Source organism: Rhizobium sp. S152, assembly GCF_030380735.1.
Taxonomy (GTDB): domain Bacteria; phylum Pseudomonadota; class Alphaproteobacteria; order Rhizobiales; family Rhizobiaceae; genus Rhizobium.
In genome coordinates, this window is record NZ_JAUDRZ010000023.1 from 67687 (window position 1) to 83654 (window position 15968).

General features: G+C 61.7%; 16 protein-coding genes and 1 tRNA gene. 9 read left to right on the forward strand and 8 right to left on the reverse strand.

All coding sequences use genetic code 11. From position 1 onward, the window contains the following. Positions 1 to 317: 317 nt before the first annotated feature. Complete coding sequence (locus tag QTL95_RS16455) at positions 318 to 986, reverse strand: SDR family NAD(P)-dependent oxidoreductase (RefSeq protein ID WP_289721002.1); 669 nt, start codon at positions 984 to 986, stop codon at positions 318 to 320. An 18-nt stretch (positions 987 to 1004) separates the two neighbouring features. Beyond that, positions 1005 to 1682, reverse strand: a complete 678-nt coding sequence (locus QTL95_RS16460; RefSeq protein WP_289721003.1) for an SDR family oxidoreductase — start codon at positions 1680 to 1682, stop codon at positions 1005 to 1007. Positions 1683 to 1831: 149 nt separating this feature from the next. Between QTL95_RS16460 and QTL95_RS16465 the strand changes: the two genes are divergently transcribed. Next, the gene (locus tag QTL95_RS16465) at positions 1832 to 2761 is read left to right on the forward strand and encodes a dihydrodipicolinate synthase family protein (protein ID WP_289721004.1); all 930 of its coding nucleotides are present in this window, start codon (positions 1832 to 1834) and stop codon (positions 2759 to 2761) included. Positions 2762 to 2772: 11 nt separating this feature from the next. Here the strand turns inward: QTL95_RS16465 and QTL95_RS16470 are convergent, their stop codons facing one another. Beyond that, on the reverse strand, positions 2773 to 3468 hold the full coding sequence (locus QTL95_RS16470) for a GntR family transcriptional regulator (protein ID WP_289721005.1): 696 nt from the start codon (positions 3466 to 3468) through the stop codon (positions 2773 to 2775). 158 nt (positions 3469 to 3626) lie between these two features. On the opposite strand from QTL95_RS16470, the gene QTL95_RS16475 reads away from it, so the two are divergent. From QTL95_RS16475 to QTL95_RS16495, 5 genes are all read left to right on the forward strand, one after another. Continuing rightward, positions 3627 to 4658, forward strand: coding sequence for a nitrilase-related carbon-nitrogen hydrolase (locus tag QTL95_RS16475; RefSeq protein WP_289721006.1), 1032 nt, complete (start codon positions 3627 to 3629; stop codon positions 4656 to 4658). Between the two features lie 265 nt (positions 4659 to 4923). Beyond that, positions 4924 to 5928: an ABC transporter substrate-binding protein gene (locus QTL95_RS16480; RefSeq protein ID WP_289721007.1), complete on the forward strand. Its 1005-nt coding sequence runs from the start codon at positions 4924 to 4926 to the stop codon at positions 5926 to 5928. A gap of 66 nt (positions 5929 to 5994) precedes the next feature. Further along, positions 5995 to 6780, forward strand: coding sequence for an SDR family NAD(P)-dependent oxidoreductase (locus QTL95_RS16485; RefSeq protein ID WP_289721008.1), 786 nt, complete (start codon positions 5995 to 5997; stop codon positions 6778 to 6780). A gap of 75 nt (positions 6781 to 6855) precedes the next feature. Next, positions 6856 to 7689: an ABC transporter ATP-binding protein gene (locus QTL95_RS16490; protein ID WP_289721009.1), complete on the forward strand. Its 834-nt coding sequence runs from the start codon at positions 6856 to 6858 to the stop codon at positions 7687 to 7689. A gap of 2 nt (positions 7690 to 7691) precedes the next feature. Then, complete coding sequence (locus QTL95_RS16495) at positions 7692 to 8510, forward strand: ABC transporter permease (protein ID WP_289721010.1); 819 nt, start codon at positions 7692 to 7694, stop codon at positions 8508 to 8510. 146 nt (positions 8511 to 8656) lie between these two features. Here QTL95_RS16495 and QTL95_RS16500 read toward each other — a convergent pair whose 3' ends face one another. The 3 genes from QTL95_RS16500 to QTL95_RS16510 all read right to left on the reverse strand — a co-directional run bounded on the left by QTL95_RS16500 (position 8657) and on the right by QTL95_RS16510 (position 12109). After that, on the reverse strand, positions 8657 to 9640 hold the full coding sequence (locus QTL95_RS16500) for a PDR/VanB family oxidoreductase (RefSeq protein ID WP_289721011.1): 984 nt from the start codon (positions 9638 to 9640) through the stop codon (positions 8657 to 8659). Positions 9641 to 9717: 77 nt separating this feature from the next. After that, positions 9718 to 11049 carry a Rieske 2Fe-2S domain-containing protein gene (locus QTL95_RS16505; protein WP_289721012.1) on the reverse strand — a complete coding sequence of 444 codons (1332 nt, stop codon included), beginning with the start codon at positions 11047 to 11049 and terminating at the stop codon, positions 9718 to 9720. Positions 11050 to 11065: 16 nt separating this feature from the next. Continuing rightward, positions 11066 to 12109 (reverse strand): nitrilase-related carbon-nitrogen hydrolase, encoded by a 1044-nt coding sequence (locus QTL95_RS16510; RefSeq protein ID WP_289721013.1) that lies wholly within the window; start codon positions 12107 to 12109, stop codon positions 11066 to 11068. Positions 12110 to 12331: 222 nt separating this feature from the next. On the opposite strand from QTL95_RS16510, the gene QTL95_RS16515 reads away from it, so the two are divergent. After that, positions 12332 to 13015, forward strand: coding sequence for a GntR family transcriptional regulator (locus QTL95_RS16515; protein WP_289721014.1), 684 nt, complete (start codon positions 12332 to 12334; stop codon positions 13013 to 13015). 23 nt (positions 13016 to 13038) lie between these two features. Here the strand turns inward: QTL95_RS16515 and QTL95_RS16520 are convergent, their stop codons facing one another. Further along, on the reverse strand, positions 13039 to 14388 hold the full coding sequence (locus tag QTL95_RS16520; RefSeq protein ID WP_289721015.1) for a dihydroorotase: 1350 nt from the start codon (positions 14386 to 14388) through the stop codon (positions 13039 to 13041). 125 nt (positions 14389 to 14513) lie between these two features. Between QTL95_RS16520 and QTL95_RS16525 the strand changes: the two genes are divergently transcribed. Beyond that, on the forward strand, positions 14514 to 15128 hold the full coding sequence (locus QTL95_RS16525) for an NIPSNAP family protein (protein ID WP_289721022.1): 615 nt from the start codon (positions 14514 to 14516) through the stop codon (positions 15126 to 15128). 1 nt (position 15129) lies between these two features. Continuing rightward, the gene (locus QTL95_RS16530; protein ID WP_289721016.1) at positions 15130 to 15594 is read left to right on the forward strand and encodes a RidA family protein; all 465 of its coding nucleotides are present in this window, start codon (positions 15130 to 15132) and stop codon (positions 15592 to 15594) included. A 189-nt stretch (positions 15595 to 15783) separates the two neighbouring features. Here QTL95_RS16530 and QTL95_RS16535 read toward each other — a convergent pair. Then, positions 15784 to 15860 (reverse strand) — tRNA-Met (locus QTL95_RS16535). Positions 15861 to 15968: the final 108 nt, after the last annotated feature.

The following is a 15968-nucleotide window of genomic DNA, read 5'->3' on the forward strand; positions in this document are numbered from 1 at the left end:
GCGCGAAAAATGGTTCGATTTCAGCAAGACTTGAGTACGTTTTTGCACATGTACAAAAGCGGAAAGGCGATAATCCGCCGAAAGCGCTTATTTGTGGAATTTTAAACTCAACAATGCAGCTTGAGATAGGCCGCTTGAAGGAGGAAATTCACCAAAGCGGCGCGGCCTCTAGGCAGACTCCCGGTTTGGCGTAGGCCCAAGGCAGTTGCGAGCAGCGACGCATCAACGAGGCGCCGCCGCTTCAGCTCAAGTTTGCCGCAATCACGCGGCTGATCCACCGACGTAAGCGCGGCCCGGTCACCGGCTTGTCCGCCAACCTACCAAGGAATAGGCTGCCCGTCGTACGTCCAGTGCAGGCCGCTCTGCTCGGAACTGACGCTCCCCACGAATGACTGCAAGCGCGCCACGATCTCATCCGGACCATGGTTTTCAGCATTTTCGATGCCATCACTCGACAAAAGCAGGCAGATACATCCCCACGGTCGCCACTCGACGGAGAGGTTACGCCACATCTGGTTTAGCGCCGCCTTCGACGCGCGATAGGCGAAGCCCCGCGAGCCGTCGTGATCGCCGATCGACGCCGCATGACTCGACACTGCCGCGAGAATCTTGTGTTCCCCGTTTTTGAGGTTGGTCTCCAACAGGCTTGCCAGCCGAAGCGGCGCATAGGTATTGGCGAGCATGATCGGTCGCCAATGCTCGGCGCCGATCGCCTCTGGTGGCCGGTCGTCCGTGTCGGGGATGCCCTCGTCGAGAAAGATGACATCGATGGCGCGTTCCCCGAGCCATTCCGCCAGCTTTTCAGCGGAACTTTCATCGAGGGGATCGTAGTGCACGCTTTCGACGAGGTCGCCAAACCTCTCCTTGAGGCGTGCGTCGATTACAGTGCTGCCGGCGGCGATCACCTGCCAGCCGAGTGTCGCGTATCGGGACGCAAGCGCCAGGGGAAACGCCCGATCCGCCCCGGTAATCAGTACAGTTGGCATTGCTTCGATATCCTATTTCTACCAGGGCACATCAGTGCCGTCATAACCGATGATCCGGCCTGAATCGCTGATCGTCAGGCCTTCGACGACCTTCTTCATGCCGGCCACGCTTGTTTCGACGGCGATCCCGTTGAAGTTCGTCATGCGGGTGGCGACTAGGCCGGGACGCAACAAGGTGCAGGTGATGCCGTCCGCCTTCCATTCCCTGGAGAGCGCCGACCACACCGCGTTCAAGCCGGTCTTCGACGCGCGATAGGTGTATTGCGTTCCCCAGTCATTGGCGCCGATCGAGCTCATGAGGCTGGACATTGCTGTGGCGATCTTCAGCTTTCCGGCCAGCAGGTTCGGCTTGAGGGCAGCGGCCAGTGCGAGTGGTCCGAAGGTGTTGGTCTCAACAACCTGCAGGAAATCGGCCTGCGTCACCTCGGCGGGCTTCGCCTCCAGGTTGACCGCGATCCCGGCATTGGCGATCAGGACGTCGATCTCCCTCCCGTCCAGAGCGTCGCGAAGCGCTTCCACCGACGCCGGCTGCGTCACATCGAGCGCAAGCACCTCGGCACGGGGAAGTTGCGAGAGTTCGGACGCTTGCGAGGGGTCTCTCGCGGTGCCGAGCACCGTCCAGCCATCCGCGGCGAATTGGCGCGCAAGCTCGAAGCCGATCCCGCGGTTGGCGCCTGAAATAAGGATTGTTGACATTCTGATTCACTCTGTGCAATTGGAATATCAACGGTATACCAAAATTGAGATCGCGCAACTCCCTTGAGCGATTTTTCATTCCCAGCAACATCAGGCGATGTGTCCTCATGAAAATAGGTCGCATCCCCAGCCACTTAAGGGACAAGCCAATGCCACTCATCCACGCCAACAGCAAAGGCGTCTACGTCATCGCAGTCACTCCGTTCGAGGAGAACGGTGCGATCGATACCGTCAGCATCGACCGCGTCACCGATTTTTATTTCGAAGCAGGCGCCGATGGACTGACCATCCTCGGCATGATGGGCGAAGCGCCGAAGCTGACACACGCCGAGGCACTTGATGTGACGAGACAGACGCTCGCGCGCGCCGCCGGCAAGCCCGTGGTCGTCGGCGTTTCGGCTCCGGGACTGGCCGCCATCAGCGAACTGACCAAGGCGGTGATGGATCTGGGCGCGGCTGGCGTCATGGTGGCGCCGCCGGGCAACCTGAAGACCAACGAGCAGATCATCGGCTATTACCAGCAGGTGGTCGAAACGCTGGGGCCTGATGTGCCTGTCGTGCTGCAGGACTTTCCGCTGTCCACCGGTGTGTCGATCAGCAACGACACGCTTGGCCGCATCATCGAGACATGCCCGAGCATCGTCATGGTGAAACATGAGGACTGGCCCGGACTGGCGAAGATCAGCGCGCTCCGCGATGCCGAGGCAAAGGGTCGCCGCCGGGTCTCCATCCTCTGCGGCAACGGCGGCATTTTCCTGCCCGAGGAAATGGCGCGCGGTGCCGATGGCGCCATGACCGGCTTCGGCTACCCCGAGATGATGGTGGAGGTATGTTCTCTGGCGGCCAATGGCGAGATGGATCGGGCCCAGAATATATTCGATATCTATCTGCCTCTGGTGCGCTACGAGCAGCAGCCCGGCATCGGCCTTGGCGCACGCAAGTACGTCCTCGCGCGACGCGGCGCAATTCGCAGTGCGGCGCAGCGGCGCCCGGGCGCTCCCCTTTCCGCGACCGCCATCGCGGAGATCGAACGCCTTATCATCCGGCAGGAACGGCGGCTCGCCGAGCTGACCCGCTAAATCGCCGACGCTCAGCCGCGCCGGCGACCGAGGATGAAATCGATGATGGCATTGCGGACATTGTCGAGATGTTCGCCCATCAGCCGCCGCGACAGTTCCGGATCATTGCCGGTGACAGCGTCGATCAGTGCCATATGTTCGCTGCCGCCGGGCTGCAGGCGATGCGGCATGCGCGCCGTGTTGAAGATATGGGTGCGGCGCCTGAGGTCGCGGATCGCGGCGGCGACCATCGGGTTCCCTGCCGCTTCCGCGATCGTGCCATGCACGAGGTCGTCGACTGACCAGTGGTCGGCGGGTGCGATCTTGGGAAGCTGCAACAGCCATCTGATCGCCTCGCGAACCTTCTCCGCGTCTTCGGCCGCCAGTTGACCGGTGGCGCGCGCAGCCGCTTCGACCTCAAGGATACGGCGCATGTCCAACAGGTTCATATAGGTTTCGACGCTCACATCCGCGACGATGAGCATCCTGCCCTGGCTGCGCATCGCAAGCGATTCCGTTTCAAGCCGCCCGAGCGCCTCGCGCACTGGCGTTCGCGAGATCGACAGCACGTCCGCTAACCGCCGCTCCTGCAATACCGCGCCCGCCTGGAGACGTCCTGACAGGATGAGGTCGAGAATCTGTCCGTAGGCAAACTCGCTAAGGCTCGGCTCGCTTTCGGATGAGAGCGGCAATTTCCGCTCATCCGGTTCAATATCGACAAGTGTCATTCCGCAATCCTTAATATGGTAGACCGGCGATATACCAATATCGCATACCAGACAACGAAATTCCTCCTCGTCACAGCCGCCGCAATGCCGAAGCCGTATTGACGATTGCATCCCATTGGTATTCCATTGGCGCACCGCAATCGACGAAGGAGATATCAATGTCGGTCAAGCCTTGGAGGGCGACGTGCATCCAGATGGACAGCAAGATCGCCAGCAATACGAAAACGCGCGAGGAAGCGTGGCAGATCATCGAGGAAAATCTCGGCGAAGCGATCCGCCTGATTGAAGCGGCCTGTACTGGCGCCGAGCCGCCCAAGCTCGTCGTCCTGCCCGAATTCGTGTTTCAGGGCCCCCCTCGGGCGACGCCGGTCAGCGAGTGGATCGAGCGCGCATGCACGACGATCCCCGGACCAATCACCGAGCGGCTTGCCGAGGTCGCCCGCAAGTATGACATCTATATTGCCGGCAATCATTTCGAGGTCGATCCGCGCTGGCCCGACCGCTATTTCAACTCCTCCTTCCTGCTCGACCCCAAGGGCGAGATCATCCTGCGTTACCGGCGCATCAACACGGCAAGCTGGACCTCCCCGCATGATATTCTCAGCCAGTATCGCGAAGCATACGGCGAAGATGGAATCTTCCCCGTCGTCGATACCGAACTCGGGCGGCTGGCGATATTCCCCTGTGGCGAAGTCGCCGTACCGGAACTCTCCCGTGTCTTCATGATGCGTGGCGCGGAAGTCCTGCTGCATCCGTCGAACGAACCCGCGAACGCGCGGGCGGATGCCGCCAAGATTTGCCGGGCGGCGGAAAACATGTGCTACCTCATCAGCACCAACGTGTCCGGACAGATCGGTTTCTCGGATGCGGAACGGGGCGGCCATTCTCAGATCGTCGATTTCAACGGCAACTATGTCGCGTTCGAAAAATCGGACGCCGAGAGCCTCTCTGCCACCGCAGTGATCGATATTGCCGCGCTGCAAGCAGCTCGACGCGACACGAACATGGGCAATGCCCTGCTTCGCACGCGCTGGGAGATGTACCGCGACTATTTCGCGAACGCTCAGGCCTATCCCGCCGATGCCTTGGACAAGAAGGCGTTCGAAACCTATTCGGAGCTTTCGTCCGTCCAGGAAAAGGCGCTGTCGAATTTGACGGCGGCACGGATCATCCGAGAGATCGAAGCGTAGCAGGAGTTCAAGCTTCGCGGGTGCGGCCAGGCTGGCCGCACCCGTAGTACCTCGCCGCTGCCAAGAGTAACAAGACGATCTCCGTCGTCCTTCCACATTGCCGACCGAACGAGCGCAAAATTCAATTTCCGCGCTCCTTTTGACGTTGATTTGCACAGAAAATCGCCACAAGGTGCCGCTGCTCAATATTGCAACATTTACCACATTGACACTCGATATTCCTCTGGCATACCATCTGAATGCCAACATAAAAATGGGGATCAAAATGAGGAAGAAAATGAAGCGTCTGGCCATGCCGCTCGCTGGATTGACGCTGCTCTGTGCCTCCTTTGCGGGACACGCGTCCGCGGCCGATGGCGAGAAGATCCATGTGCGCCTGGCCTGGGTCGCCGGCGGCGTCGATGCGCCAATGTTCGTCGCGGCGGCGAAGGGCTATTTTACGGAAAAGGGCCTTGACGTCGATATCGTAGATGGCAACGGCAGCACCGGCACAATTCAGGCTGTGGGAAGCGGCGACTTCGAAATCGGCATAGCTGGCCTCGGCGCACTTGCGCAGGCGCAGCAGGGTTCGGGCGCCGACACGATGATCGCGGTGGCCGGCCTTCTGCAGAAGGACCCGACATCGATCATCAGTCTCAAGGGCTCCGGCATCACGAAGCCGAAGGATATCGAAGGCAAGCGGCTCGGCACCGATGCCGGCAACTTCGAAGACGGCATGATCAAGGCGTTCGCAGAAGCAAACGGCCTCGACATGAACAAGATCAAGGTGATCATGATCAATGGCGGCGGCGACAGGGTCGCGCTTCTGAAGGGTGACGTCGACTTCATCAATGGCTGGGCCAACCCCGACGGCGACAAGGTCGCGGAGAGAGCCCCCATCGAACCGCCGATGCTGTTTGCCGATTATGGCGTGAACATCCTCGGCTCCAGCGTCATCGTCCGCAAGGACTACCTGGCCAAGCACGGCGATACCGTCCGCAACTTCCTGGCCGCCCTGCAAAAGGGCAAGGCCGACGCGGCTGCCGATCCCGATGGCGCCCTCAAGATTCTGATGGACGCCCGTCCCGATTCGAATGAAGAGGGCATCAAGGCGGAAATCAAGAACATGCCGAAGTACGAGCACACGACCGCCTCGCAAGGCAAGCCTTACGGCTGGATCGCTCCTGAGGACGTGACCCTGACGATCTCCCTGCTGGAGAAGTACAGCGGCATGGCGCCGGGCCTGACGCCTGCCAAGATCTATGACGGCTCCTACCTGCCCGCCAACTGACATGCCCGGGTGGCGCTCGCCGCCACCCTCATCTCATCCTGATGCCCTCGAGGCATGGAATTCCACATGGATCTCGGACTAAACAACAAGCATGCATTGGTGCTCGGCGCCAGCCAGGGGCTGGGTCTTGCCGTTGCCAAGGCGCTCCTCGCCGAGGGTGCGACGGTCACCTTGAGCGGCCGCTCGCTCGAACGGCTGGAAGCGGCGCGCCAGAGCCTTCCGCCCGAACAGCAGCTCAATTGCCACCTCGCCGTCGCCGACCTTTCCGATCCGGACGCGGCCCGCAAGATCAGCGACGCCGCGCAGGCAAACGCAGCGGTCGACATTCTGGTCAACAATACCGGCGGCCCGCCTCCGGGCCTGCCTTCCGCCGTCGATGTCGATGTCGTTTCAAGCCAGTTCGACGCCATGGTCCGCCCGGTGCTGTCGTTGACGCTCGATCTGGTCGCCTCCATGCGTGCGCGGCAATGGGGTCGGATCATCACGATCGCTTCCAGCGGCGTCGTCCAGCCCATTCCGCACCTGCCCATCTCGAATGCGCTTCGCTCGACCCTCGTGGGCTTCATGAAAACGCTTGCCGGCGAAGTGGCCAAGGATGGCGTGACCGTGAACATGCTCCTGCCAGGGCGGATCGCCACGGCCAGAACAAAATCGCTCGACGCCGCACAGGCCGCGCGCAGCGGACGGCCGGTCGAGGAGATCAGCGCGGAATCCGCCGCAACCATCCCGGCGGGACGCTACGGCACAGTGGAGGAATTCGGCGCGGTCGCGGCATTCCTTGCCGGCATGCCGTCCAGCTACGTCACCGGCAGCATGCTCCGGGTGGACGGCGGCACCATTCGCTCGATCTGAACGGGCACCCGTGCCCGTCCAAATTTTCTCGGCCTGCGGGCCCTACAGGAGATGGGGTTAGACCCAGATGCAGAGATGAACGCTATTCCATCGCAACACAGCATTCCCGAGACCACATCCAAAAAGGCCACATCCAAGCATGTCGCCATTTCCGCCGTCTCGAAAACCTTCGAGACCCGCAAGGGCACCGTGCACGCCCTTCAGGACGTGACCCTCTCGATCGCCAAGGGCGAGTTTGTCTCGGTGCTTGGACCGAGCGGTTGCGGCAAGAGCACGCTGATGATGCTGCTTGCCGGCCTGACTTCCGTTTCGCTCGGCCGTATCATGGTCGGCGACAAGCATATCGACGGCCCGAACGCCGATGCCGGCGTCGTCTTCCAGCAGGACGTGCTGCTCGAATGGCGCACGGCGCTGCAGAACGTTCTGCTGCAGGCCGAGATCCGCAAGTCCGACATGGCGCAGGCCAAAGAGCGGGCGCGGCAGTTGCTCAAGATGGTGTCGCTGCAGGATTTCGAGGATGCCTATCCGAAGGAGCTTTCCGGTGGCATGCGCCAGCGCGTTTCGATCTGTCGCGCGCTGCTGCACCGCCCGCCCCTGCTCCTGATGGACGAGCCGTTCGGCGCGCTCGATGCGATGACCCGCGACCAGTTGCAGATCGACCTTCTGCGCCTGTGCGCCGACAACGAAATGACGGTCTTCTTCATCACCCACTCGATCCAGGAAGCGATCTTCCTGAGCGACCGCGTCGTCGTCATGTCGGCGCGACCCGGCCGCATCGAGAGGATCATCGACATCGACCTGCCGCGGCCGCGGCGGCTTGCCATGCGTGAGGATCCCAAGTTCACCGCCTATACGCGGGAACTGACGTCGATCTTCAAGGGGCTTGGCGTTTTTCGCGAGGAGTATTGATCATGGCGCAGCTTGCCGACACACACATCGAATACAGGCAGAATCTGGTTTCACGCGCACTCGCGAGCGTGCCGCCCGCCCTGTGGGCGCTGGCAGCCCTCCTCGTGCTTTGGGAACTTGCCGTGCGGATTGCGGAGATTCCATCCTTCATCCTACCGGCGCCGTCGGCGATCTTCGAGGAGATCGTCACCTACGGACACCGCCTGGCGCCGAACGCGCTGGTGACGCTCAGCGAAGTGCTCCTCGGCTTTCTCTGTTCCGTTGCGGTCGGCGTGCCACTCGCCGTCATGATCGTCTATTCCAGGTTCATGGAGAAGGCGATCTATCCGCTGATCGTCGCCAGCCAGACCATTCCGAAGGTCGCCATCGCGCCGCTGATGCTGACCTGGTTCGGCTACGGCATGGCGCCGAAGATCGTGATCGTCGTGATGCTGTCCTTCTTCCCGATCGTCATCAACTCTGTGATGGGCCTGAAATCGGCATCGCGTGAAATGATCTATCTCTCGCGCTCGATGGGCGCCAGCGGCTGGCAGACCTTCTGGAAGTTCCGCCTCCCACAGGCGCTGCCCAGCATATTCGCCGGCCTGAAGCTGGCAACCGCGCTCTCGGTCATCGGCGCGATCGTCGCCGAGTTCATCGGCGCGGACAAGGGGCTCGGCTACCTGATCCTGATTGCCGGCGGCAATTTCGATATCGCCCGGCAGTTTGCCGCTGTGGTGATCATCTCGCTGATCGGCGTTCTGTTCTTCGCCGCCCTGGAACGCATCGAGAGGATCGCCATTCCGTGGAAGAGAAGCGCCGAGGCCGGTGACGGCCACTGAAGCCACACCTCGATCGACAAACAGATGCCGCCCGCGAGGGCGGCATTTTTGTTGGTGGCAATGCCCCGGTGCTCGCGCGAGAGGCACCCAAACGAAGAAAGCCCGACGACGCGCCGGGCTTTCTTCGTTTGGCATGTATTGCTTGGTCAGATATCGAGAACGAGCCGATCAGTCTTCGCGCCCGAGCAGCAGATCATGATCAGCTTGTTGCTGTCCTTTTCGCGCGAGGACAAGACATTGTCCTTGTGGTCGCATTCGCCTTCGAGCACGACCGTTTCGCAGGTGCCGCAGACGCCCTCGCAGCAGGAATGAGCAACGGCAACGCCGTTATCCGTCAGAACCTGCATGATCGACTGGCCCGCGGGGATGAAGAATTCCAGGCCCCGGCGCTTGAGCACGACGGTAAAGTCCTGCGTCGGCCTGGCATTGGTACCGGCGAAATGCTCGACATGGACGTTGTCTTCCGGGCGCCAGCCGGCTGAAGCCTTGAAGGTTTCGATCATTTTCTTGGGCCCGCAGCAATAGACATGGGCGGCCTTGGGAATGCCGACAGCGAGCTTTAGCAAGGGCATGACCTTGCCCGCTTCATCGTCGAAATGGACATGCACGCGGCCGGGCGCCTTGGCCTCGAGCGCTTCCAGCTCGTCGAGGAAGGCCGCGCTCTGGCGGCTGCGCACGGCGTAAAAGAGCTTCCAGGCGCGACCAAGGGCTTCGAGATGCCGGATCATCGACAGGATGGGCGTGATGCCGATCCCGCCGGCGAAAAAGGCGCTCTGTTCGGCATCTTCGATCAGGGCAAAGGTGTTGTGCGGCGGATCGATGGTCAGCACATCGCCAACGGCGAGGGTTTCGACGATATGGGCAGAGCCACCCCGGCTGGCAGCATCACGATTGACGGCGATGGTGTAGCGATCGGTCGTGTCGGGACCATTGGTCAGCGAATAGGAGCGGCTGAGATCGCCGGGCAGTTTGAGATTGATATGCGAGCCGGCGGAAAAGGCCGGCAGCGGCGCGCCGTCGGCTGAGACCAGTTCCACCGCGCGGATGGTTTGTGCCGCCATGTGGATGGCGTCGACGCACACGCGCAGGGGCTGCGCATCGGCCGGCGCATGATGGTGAGCGTCGGACATGTCCGCCTCCCCGGAGAATTCGGTTTGGATCGAAAGATCCGGCGCCATCGCGCCGGATCCAAGGATAAGGCCTTCGCTCATTCGGCCGCGGCCATCTTGGGCTTGTAGCCCTTGACCTCGGCCATCTTCTCTTCATAGCCGTCGAGCCAATCGGTGCCGTAGGGTACGACGATGTCGCCGCCACGGGCATCGCGGGCATATTCGGGATGATCGACGAAGTCGGGCAGCTTGCCGGTGGCGGCGTATTCCTTGGCAGCATCGAGCATGACGCGACGGGTGAGGATGACCATGCGGTCCGAGGCTGCCAGGTGCTCCATTTCGCGATCGACGATGGCGCCCATGGATTCCTGGATCATCTGATCCTGCAGCGGAACACCGACGACGCCGGTATAGCTGTCGCCATTGCGCTGCCATTCGCGATCGATGCCATAATCGTTGGAGCGATCCTTGACCGGGCGCCAGCGGCCCTTCCAGTCGGTGGTGGTGGGCAGGTATTCAAGCGGACGAGCGAGACCGCCGACAGGCGTGCCGTCCTTGTACTTGAAGGGCTTCTTGCCGCCACCCGAGGCGCGGCGCAGATCGATGTTGAAGATCATGGTCGATTCGTCGTCGATCGGCACCCAGGCATTGGCGGTTACCGCCGAGTCCAGCTCGCCACCCGGATAGGTGACCCAGATCGGGAAGAGGTAGGAGGCGAAGCGATGATGCTCGGTGCCTTCATAGGCATTGCGCTGGGCCGAATACATGGTGCCGTATTTGGTCACGGTCACGTTGATCTTGGGAGCCTTTTCGGTGATCGTGAAGACTTCCGGATCGGAGAGATCGAGCTTTTCGCCGTCGATGCCGCCCACATGCAGGAATCCGAGATGGGAGGTGTCGATATCGCCTTCCAGCGCCTGCATGTAATTGCAGTCGCGATGGGTCAGCGCGATATTGCGGTCATCGCCATCGCCCATGATGGCTTCGATATCGGGCAGTTCCGGCGGATTATCCTGACGCTCGCCCATATAGGCAAAGACGAGGCCGCCGGATTCCTTCACGCGGTAGGCGATCGCCGGCGTGCCGGCCGGATATTTCGACTTGTCCTCGAGGTTCGGCTGATCAAGACATTTGCCGGTGACGTCGAACTTCCAGCCGTGATAGGCACAGCGAATGCCGCCCATTTCGTTGCGACCGAAAAACAGCGACGCACAGCGGTGCGGGCAGCGATGGTCGAACACGCCCACCCGTCCCTCGGTGTCGCGGAAGGCCACGAGCTTCTCGCCCAGGATCATCAGGCGCACGGGATCGCCATCGGCCTTCAGCTCCGACGACATGCAGACCGGCATCCAGAACTGGCGGAAGAAGTTGCCCATAAGCGTGCCCTTGCCAACGCGGCTGAGCTGTTGATTTTCTTCTGCGGTAATCATTTCTTGTCTCCTGATCTTATCGTTCGGAAAGAGGCTCGAGAACGCGCGCGCGTTCCAGATTGGTGCGTGCGATATCGACCGCCGCCTTGGTCTCGGCAGCATCCGCCATCGGCGTGTCGCGGAAATGGTCCGGCGGATAGAAAGCCGCCTGCTGGTAGTACGGGCGGTACATTTCGAAGCGGGCGCGCAGCAACGGGTTGTGGGTGCCGGTATCGGTGCGGCGATCGAGGCGAAGCTTCTCGATGTCGATGATGCCCGATACGCCGACGCCTTCCTCGGCACCTTCCTCGAAAGCGATAGTATCGCCGAAATGATCGAGGATGTGCGAGCGGCCGCCGACGATGGAATTATCAGGCGAAAAGCCGATCGGGCCGGCGACGTTGGCGCTGATCAGGTAGCACATGTTCTCGGCAGCGCGCGAGACCTTGGCCGCCTCCTGCCCGGTCGTGAACTTGGAATTGGTCGGGTGCAGGATAACCTCGGCGCCCTGCATCATGTAACAGCGAGCGACCTCGGGCACATTGATCTCGCCGCAGGGGATCAGCGCAAGCCGGCCAAGCTCGGTGTCGGCGATGGGGAAGACCTGGTCTTCGGGCGTTGCGTCCAGATAGTCCGACATGAAGTCGTGGACGGAGGGAAAGGCTGCCGTGTTGACGCGGCGGTAGTTGACGACGATCTCGCCGTCACGGCCGATCAGGAAGGACGAGTTGAAATAGCGGCCAGGCCATTCGCTCGGCGCCTCGAACATGTTGCCGGCGATAAAGATCCCTTCCCGCTTGGCAAGCGCCTGCAGCGGCTCGGTCAGCGGGCCGGGAATTGTCGAACAGGCTCTCTCTATCCACGGACCGACAGTCATGGAAAGCGGCGGCCCCTGCAGCGCGAACTCGGGAAAAACCACCAGGTCCGGCTTTTCGCTCGACGCGCAAGCCTGTTCGATCAGGCCGAGCAACCGATCCAGATTGCGCTGGATGACGACGCGGGCAGCCTCGTTGTCGGGCGCCTGAGTCGCTCGTTCGCTAAGCATCTGAATACTGGTCGCGCGCCAGGGTTTGACTGCCATTATAACTCTCCATCGACTTGGCGGACAGATTGCACGCCATTGGTATACCAATGTGTAGCGCGGCTTTTCGCGTTTGCCAAGTGCTGTTTTGCGATGGATTTTGCGATGAGATTGTATCGATGTGGGGAAATAACGCGTATGGAATACCAAGATTATTCCCGCCGTCTTCCAGTGGAGCACAAGCTGGGTTAGGGGATAGCAGGATTTTGATCGGGGGATAGCATGACCGAATCTGACCATGACCAGTTTGCCGCTGCACTTTCGGCCGAACGTGTGAACCTGACGGAGCAGGTCTATGACCAGTTGATCGAGATATTGATCAAGGGCGAACTGCGGCCCGGCGACGTTATCGTCGAGCGGCGCATGGCCGACCGGCTGAACGCCTCGCGCACGCCGATCCGCGAAGCCCTTGGCAGGCTCGAGGCGGAAGGTCTCGTCTACAAGCAGCCGGGTCGCGGCGTGACCGTCAGCCCGTTTTCCACCGAGGCTTTCGTCGAGCTGCTGCATGTTCGACAGTTGCTGGAATCGGATGCCGCGAGACTTGCCGCCGGCCGTATCCCTTCGGCCCGCGTCGAGGAAATCCGAGCCGCGCTGCAGGAACTAGGCCGGAAGCCGGCGCCTTCGCTGAGCGAAATATGGGAGGTCGATGACATGCTGCACGGCGAGATCGCGGATGCCGCCGGCAACGCGCTTTTGGCAGGCATGATCCGGGACCTGCGCCGCCGCACCCACGTCTTCAACGCCTACCGCAACCCGTCGAAGTACAAGTTCGGCGTGGAGGAGAATGCAGCACTGCTCGACGCCATCTCCAGCGGCGACCAGGAACAAGCCCGCAAGGCGATGGCCGACCACATCGAAAGCGTGAAGCTGGCCATCATCGATCGGTTGGCCGGGGCGGCGCGCTAGATCCAGAGTCCGAAGCGGTTGTCTCAGGTCCGGCGCGGGACATAGCGTCCATGCCCGGCCGCGTCGGCAACGGCAACGCCATCCCAAACCTTTCGGCCGCGGACGAATGTCGCCGAAGGTCGGACAGAGAACGTCATACCGTGATAGGCGCTCCAGCCCGGCCCGTCCGGGTTTGCCGTCGCATCATAGACAAAGTGCTCCGGCGACAGCACGGCGATATCGGCGTCGAATCCGGGCGCGATGCGCCCTTTGCCTGAGAGGCCGAAGAAACGCGCCGGGCGATCCGAAAGGTATTCGGCCGTCAGCATCGCAGCCTGAACGTCATCCTTGCGTTTTGCCGCAGCGGTGAAGAATGCCGGCACCATGGCCTCGAGGCCCGGCATGCCGGCGGCAACATCGAAGATCGATGCGCTGGTCTTTCGTTCGAGTGGCCATGCACTGTGATCGGACGAGACGAAGCTGCACTGGCCCTTCTCCAGCACGTCCCAGAGCGCGTCCGTCTGCCCCGGCCGGATGGGCGGATTGACTTTCAGCAGCCCCTTGAGCCGCGGCATGTCGGTATCGGCATCGAAGAGCAGATAGTGGACGCACATTTCGGCGGTCGCCGACACACCGCGCTCGCGATAGGCACGCGCCATCTCGAAGCCTTCAGGCACCGAAATATGCACGATATGGGCGTGGGCCTCGGTCGACGCCGCGACTTCGAGGAAGGTGCTTGTCGCCGCCAGTTCCGCCACGGGCGGACGGCTTTGGCTGTGGTACTCGGCGCCGGTCTTGCCCGCTTCCTTCAATGCTTTCGTCGCATGCGCGACGATCTCCTGATCCTCGTTATGCAGGCCGAGCGGCAGCCCGGTGCCCTCCAACGCCTTGAGCAGCACCAGCGTGGCGGAATTGTCGATACGTGGAAAACGGTCCGGATGCGCTTCGAAGGACGAGATCTTGAACGCGCAGACGCCCTCATCGATCAGGCCCCGGATGTCCGACAGGTCGGGTGTCGTGGGAATCGTGCCATAAAGCGCGACGTCGCAGACGGCATGCTCGCCGATGGCGGCGATCTTTTCCTGCAGCACGGAGGCCTTCGTCACCGGGATCGGGTGGTCGTAGGGCATGTCGACGATCGTCGTCACGCCTCCGATCACCGCGGCCTTGGTCGTTGGCGCCATCCCGGGAAAGCCGATCTGGCTTCCGGCGTGGGTCTGCCCGTCGACCGCGCCGGGCAGAAGCCAGGCCGACCCGAAATCCTGTATTTCCGCCGCCTCGGGCGCGCCGCCGGTTCCCACCGCAAGGATCGTGCCGTCAGTGATCGCGACCCAGCCATCCTCGATAACACCTGATGTCGTGACCACCCGTCCCTTTAATACTCGCTCGATCATTTGCCTGTTCCTTCATTCTCTCGGCGCGCATAACTTTTGGCGTGCAAATGGTATTTCTTTGGTGTACCAACTCGAAGATGACTTTGGAAGAGCCTTTCAGCATTCAAGGATGAGCGAGATTGAAAATGATTTATGACCTGACGATTTTGTCGCTGCTGCCCAATACGCTCGGCGCCGTCATGCCTGTGTTGCCGGAGACATACGCGAAGTTTTCGTCCACCGGCACGCCGCTTGGCGCCTTCTCCTGCGAGTTCGGCACCTTGAACCGCTTCGCTTTCCTGACTGCCTATGAGACGATCGAAGCGCTGAGCGCTGAGCGCGCCAGATTGATGACGACTGCCGATCCTTATGGCATCGGCGCGTCGCTGGCGGGTGTGACGAGCACGGCCTTCAAGCCGCTGTCCTTCGCCAAGGCCATCACGCCGGGCGCTTACGGACCCTTCTACGAATTCCGCACCTACACGCTGGCGCCGAACGGCCTCGCCGAAACCGAAGAGGCTTGGGCGAAGATCATCGAGCGTAGGCACGCGATGTCGCCGCTTCTGACCAACATGGCCTCGATCGAGGAAGGCCCACAGAAGATGGTGCACATCTGGCCCTACCAGACGATCGAGGCGCGTGTGGCAGCACGGGCGCAGGCCAGCAAGGAAGGCATCTGGCCGCCGCCGGGCGGCTCTGCCAAGCTGACCAACCTGCAGTCCGAACTCTTCGTGGCGACCTCGTTCTCGGATCTGAAATAAGATGGGCATCGAAGACCGCCTCGGCGCGCTCGGCATCGAGCTCCCACCGCCGCCCGCCCCCGTCGCGCGGTTCCTTCCATCGGTGCAGGCCGGCGGACTGCTCTTTCTCTCCGGTCTCGCCCCACTCGACGGGGCGGGCCAACCCTATACGGGCGTGGTCGGTCGCGATTACACCGCGGAACAGGCCCAGGACCTCGCCAGGCTTGTCGGCATCAATCTCCTGTCGGTCGCCAAATCCAGCCTGGGCAGCCTTGATCGCGTCATCAGGATCGCGAAGGTGCTGGGTCTGGTCAACGCCGTCCCCGGCTTCACGCGCCACCCCTTCGTCATCGACGGCTGTTCCAACCTGTTCTTCGAGATCTTCGGCGAGCGCGGCATGCATGCCCGCACGGCGATGGGAGCCGGTTCGCTGCCGAGCAATATTCCGGTGGAGATCGAGGCTGTGTTCGAAGTATCACGAGACTGAATGTAATCGACCATCCGCCGCGCCAGCGGTAACTGTCGGTCTAAATGAGAGTTTGGCCAGATACAGGCACCCCGCCCAGTTGCCCTCATCTCTCCAGCCGCGTTCCGAGACATCTCATGGCCCCGCCCTGCCCCTCAAACGCCAAAAGCCCCATGCGGGGCTTTTTGAGTGTCGTTGTGCTTGGAAGCTTGGTTGCGGGGGCAGGATTTGAACCTGCGGCCTTCAGGTTATGAGCCTGACGAGCTACCGGGCTGCTCCACCCCGCGTCCTCTAGGTAAGCCGCTATGCGGCTTATCCGGTGTTGCGCATTCGGCTTTGCCGAATGGCGCGGCGGCGTAACCGCGAAGCGGTTATGCCTTCTGCCGGACGCAAAT

What these genes read in the sequence shown, in the direction of transcription:
- QTL95_RS16480 (WP_289721007.1), top strand. Translation starts at nt 4,924, where the DNA reads ATGAGGAAGAAAATGAAGCGTCTGGCCATGCCGCTCGCTGGATTGACG.
- QTL95_RS16495 (WP_289721010.1), top strand. Translation starts at nt 7,692, where the DNA reads ATGGCGCAGCTTGCCGACACACACATCGAATACAGGCAGAATCTGGTT.
- QTL95_RS16500 (WP_289721011.1), bottom strand. Translation starts at nt 9,640, where the DNA reads ATGTCCGACGCTCACCATCATGCGCCGGCCGATGCGCAGCCCCTGCGC.
- QTL95_RS16515 (WP_289721014.1), top strand. Translation starts at nt 12,332, where the DNA reads ATGACCGAATCTGACCATGACCAGTTTGCCGCTGCACTTTCGGCCGAA.
- QTL95_RS16510 (WP_289721013.1), bottom strand. Translation starts at nt 12,109, where the DNA reads ATGGCAGTCAAACCCTGGCGCGCGACCAGTATTCAGATGCTTAGCGAA.
- QTL95_RS16530 (WP_289721016.1), top strand. Translation starts at nt 15,130, where the DNA reads ATGGGCATCGAAGACCGCCTCGGCGCGCTCGGCATCGAGCTCCCACCG.
- QTL95_RS16505 (WP_289721012.1), bottom strand. Translation starts at nt 11,049, where the DNA reads ATGATTACCGCAGAAGAAAATCAACAGCTCAGCCGCGTTGGCAAGGGC.
- QTL95_RS16475 (WP_289721006.1), top strand. Translation starts at nt 3,627, where the DNA reads ATGTCGGTCAAGCCTTGGAGGGCGACGTGCATCCAGATGGACAGCAAG.
- QTL95_RS16525 (WP_289721022.1), top strand. Translation starts at nt 14,514, where the DNA reads ATGATTTATGACCTGACGATTTTGTCGCTGCTGCCCAATACGCTCGGC.
- QTL95_RS16460 (WP_289721003.1), bottom strand. Translation starts at nt 1,682, where the DNA reads ATGTCAACAATCCTTATTTCAGGCGCCAACCGCGGGATCGGCTTCGAG.
- QTL95_RS16490 (WP_289721009.1), top strand. Translation starts at nt 6,856, where the DNA reads ATGAACGCTATTCCATCGCAACACAGCATTCCCGAGACCACATCCAAA.
- QTL95_RS16520 (WP_289721015.1), bottom strand. Translation starts at nt 14,388, where the DNA reads ATGATCGAGCGAGTATTAAAGGGACGGGTGGTCACGACATCAGGTGTT.
- QTL95_RS16470 (WP_289721005.1), bottom strand. Translation starts at nt 3,468, where the DNA reads ATGACACTTGTCGATATTGAACCGGATGAGCGGAAATTGCCGCTCTCA.
- QTL95_RS16455 (WP_289721002.1), bottom strand. Translation starts at nt 986, where the DNA reads ATGCCAACTGTACTGATTACCGGGGCGGATCGGGCGTTTCCCCTGGCG.
- QTL95_RS16485 (WP_289721008.1), top strand. Translation starts at nt 5,995, where the DNA reads ATGGATCTCGGACTAAACAACAAGCATGCATTGGTGCTCGGCGCCAGC.
- QTL95_RS16465 (WP_289721004.1), top strand. Translation starts at nt 1,832, where the DNA reads ATGCCACTCATCCACGCCAACAGCAAAGGCGTCTACGTCATCGCAGTC.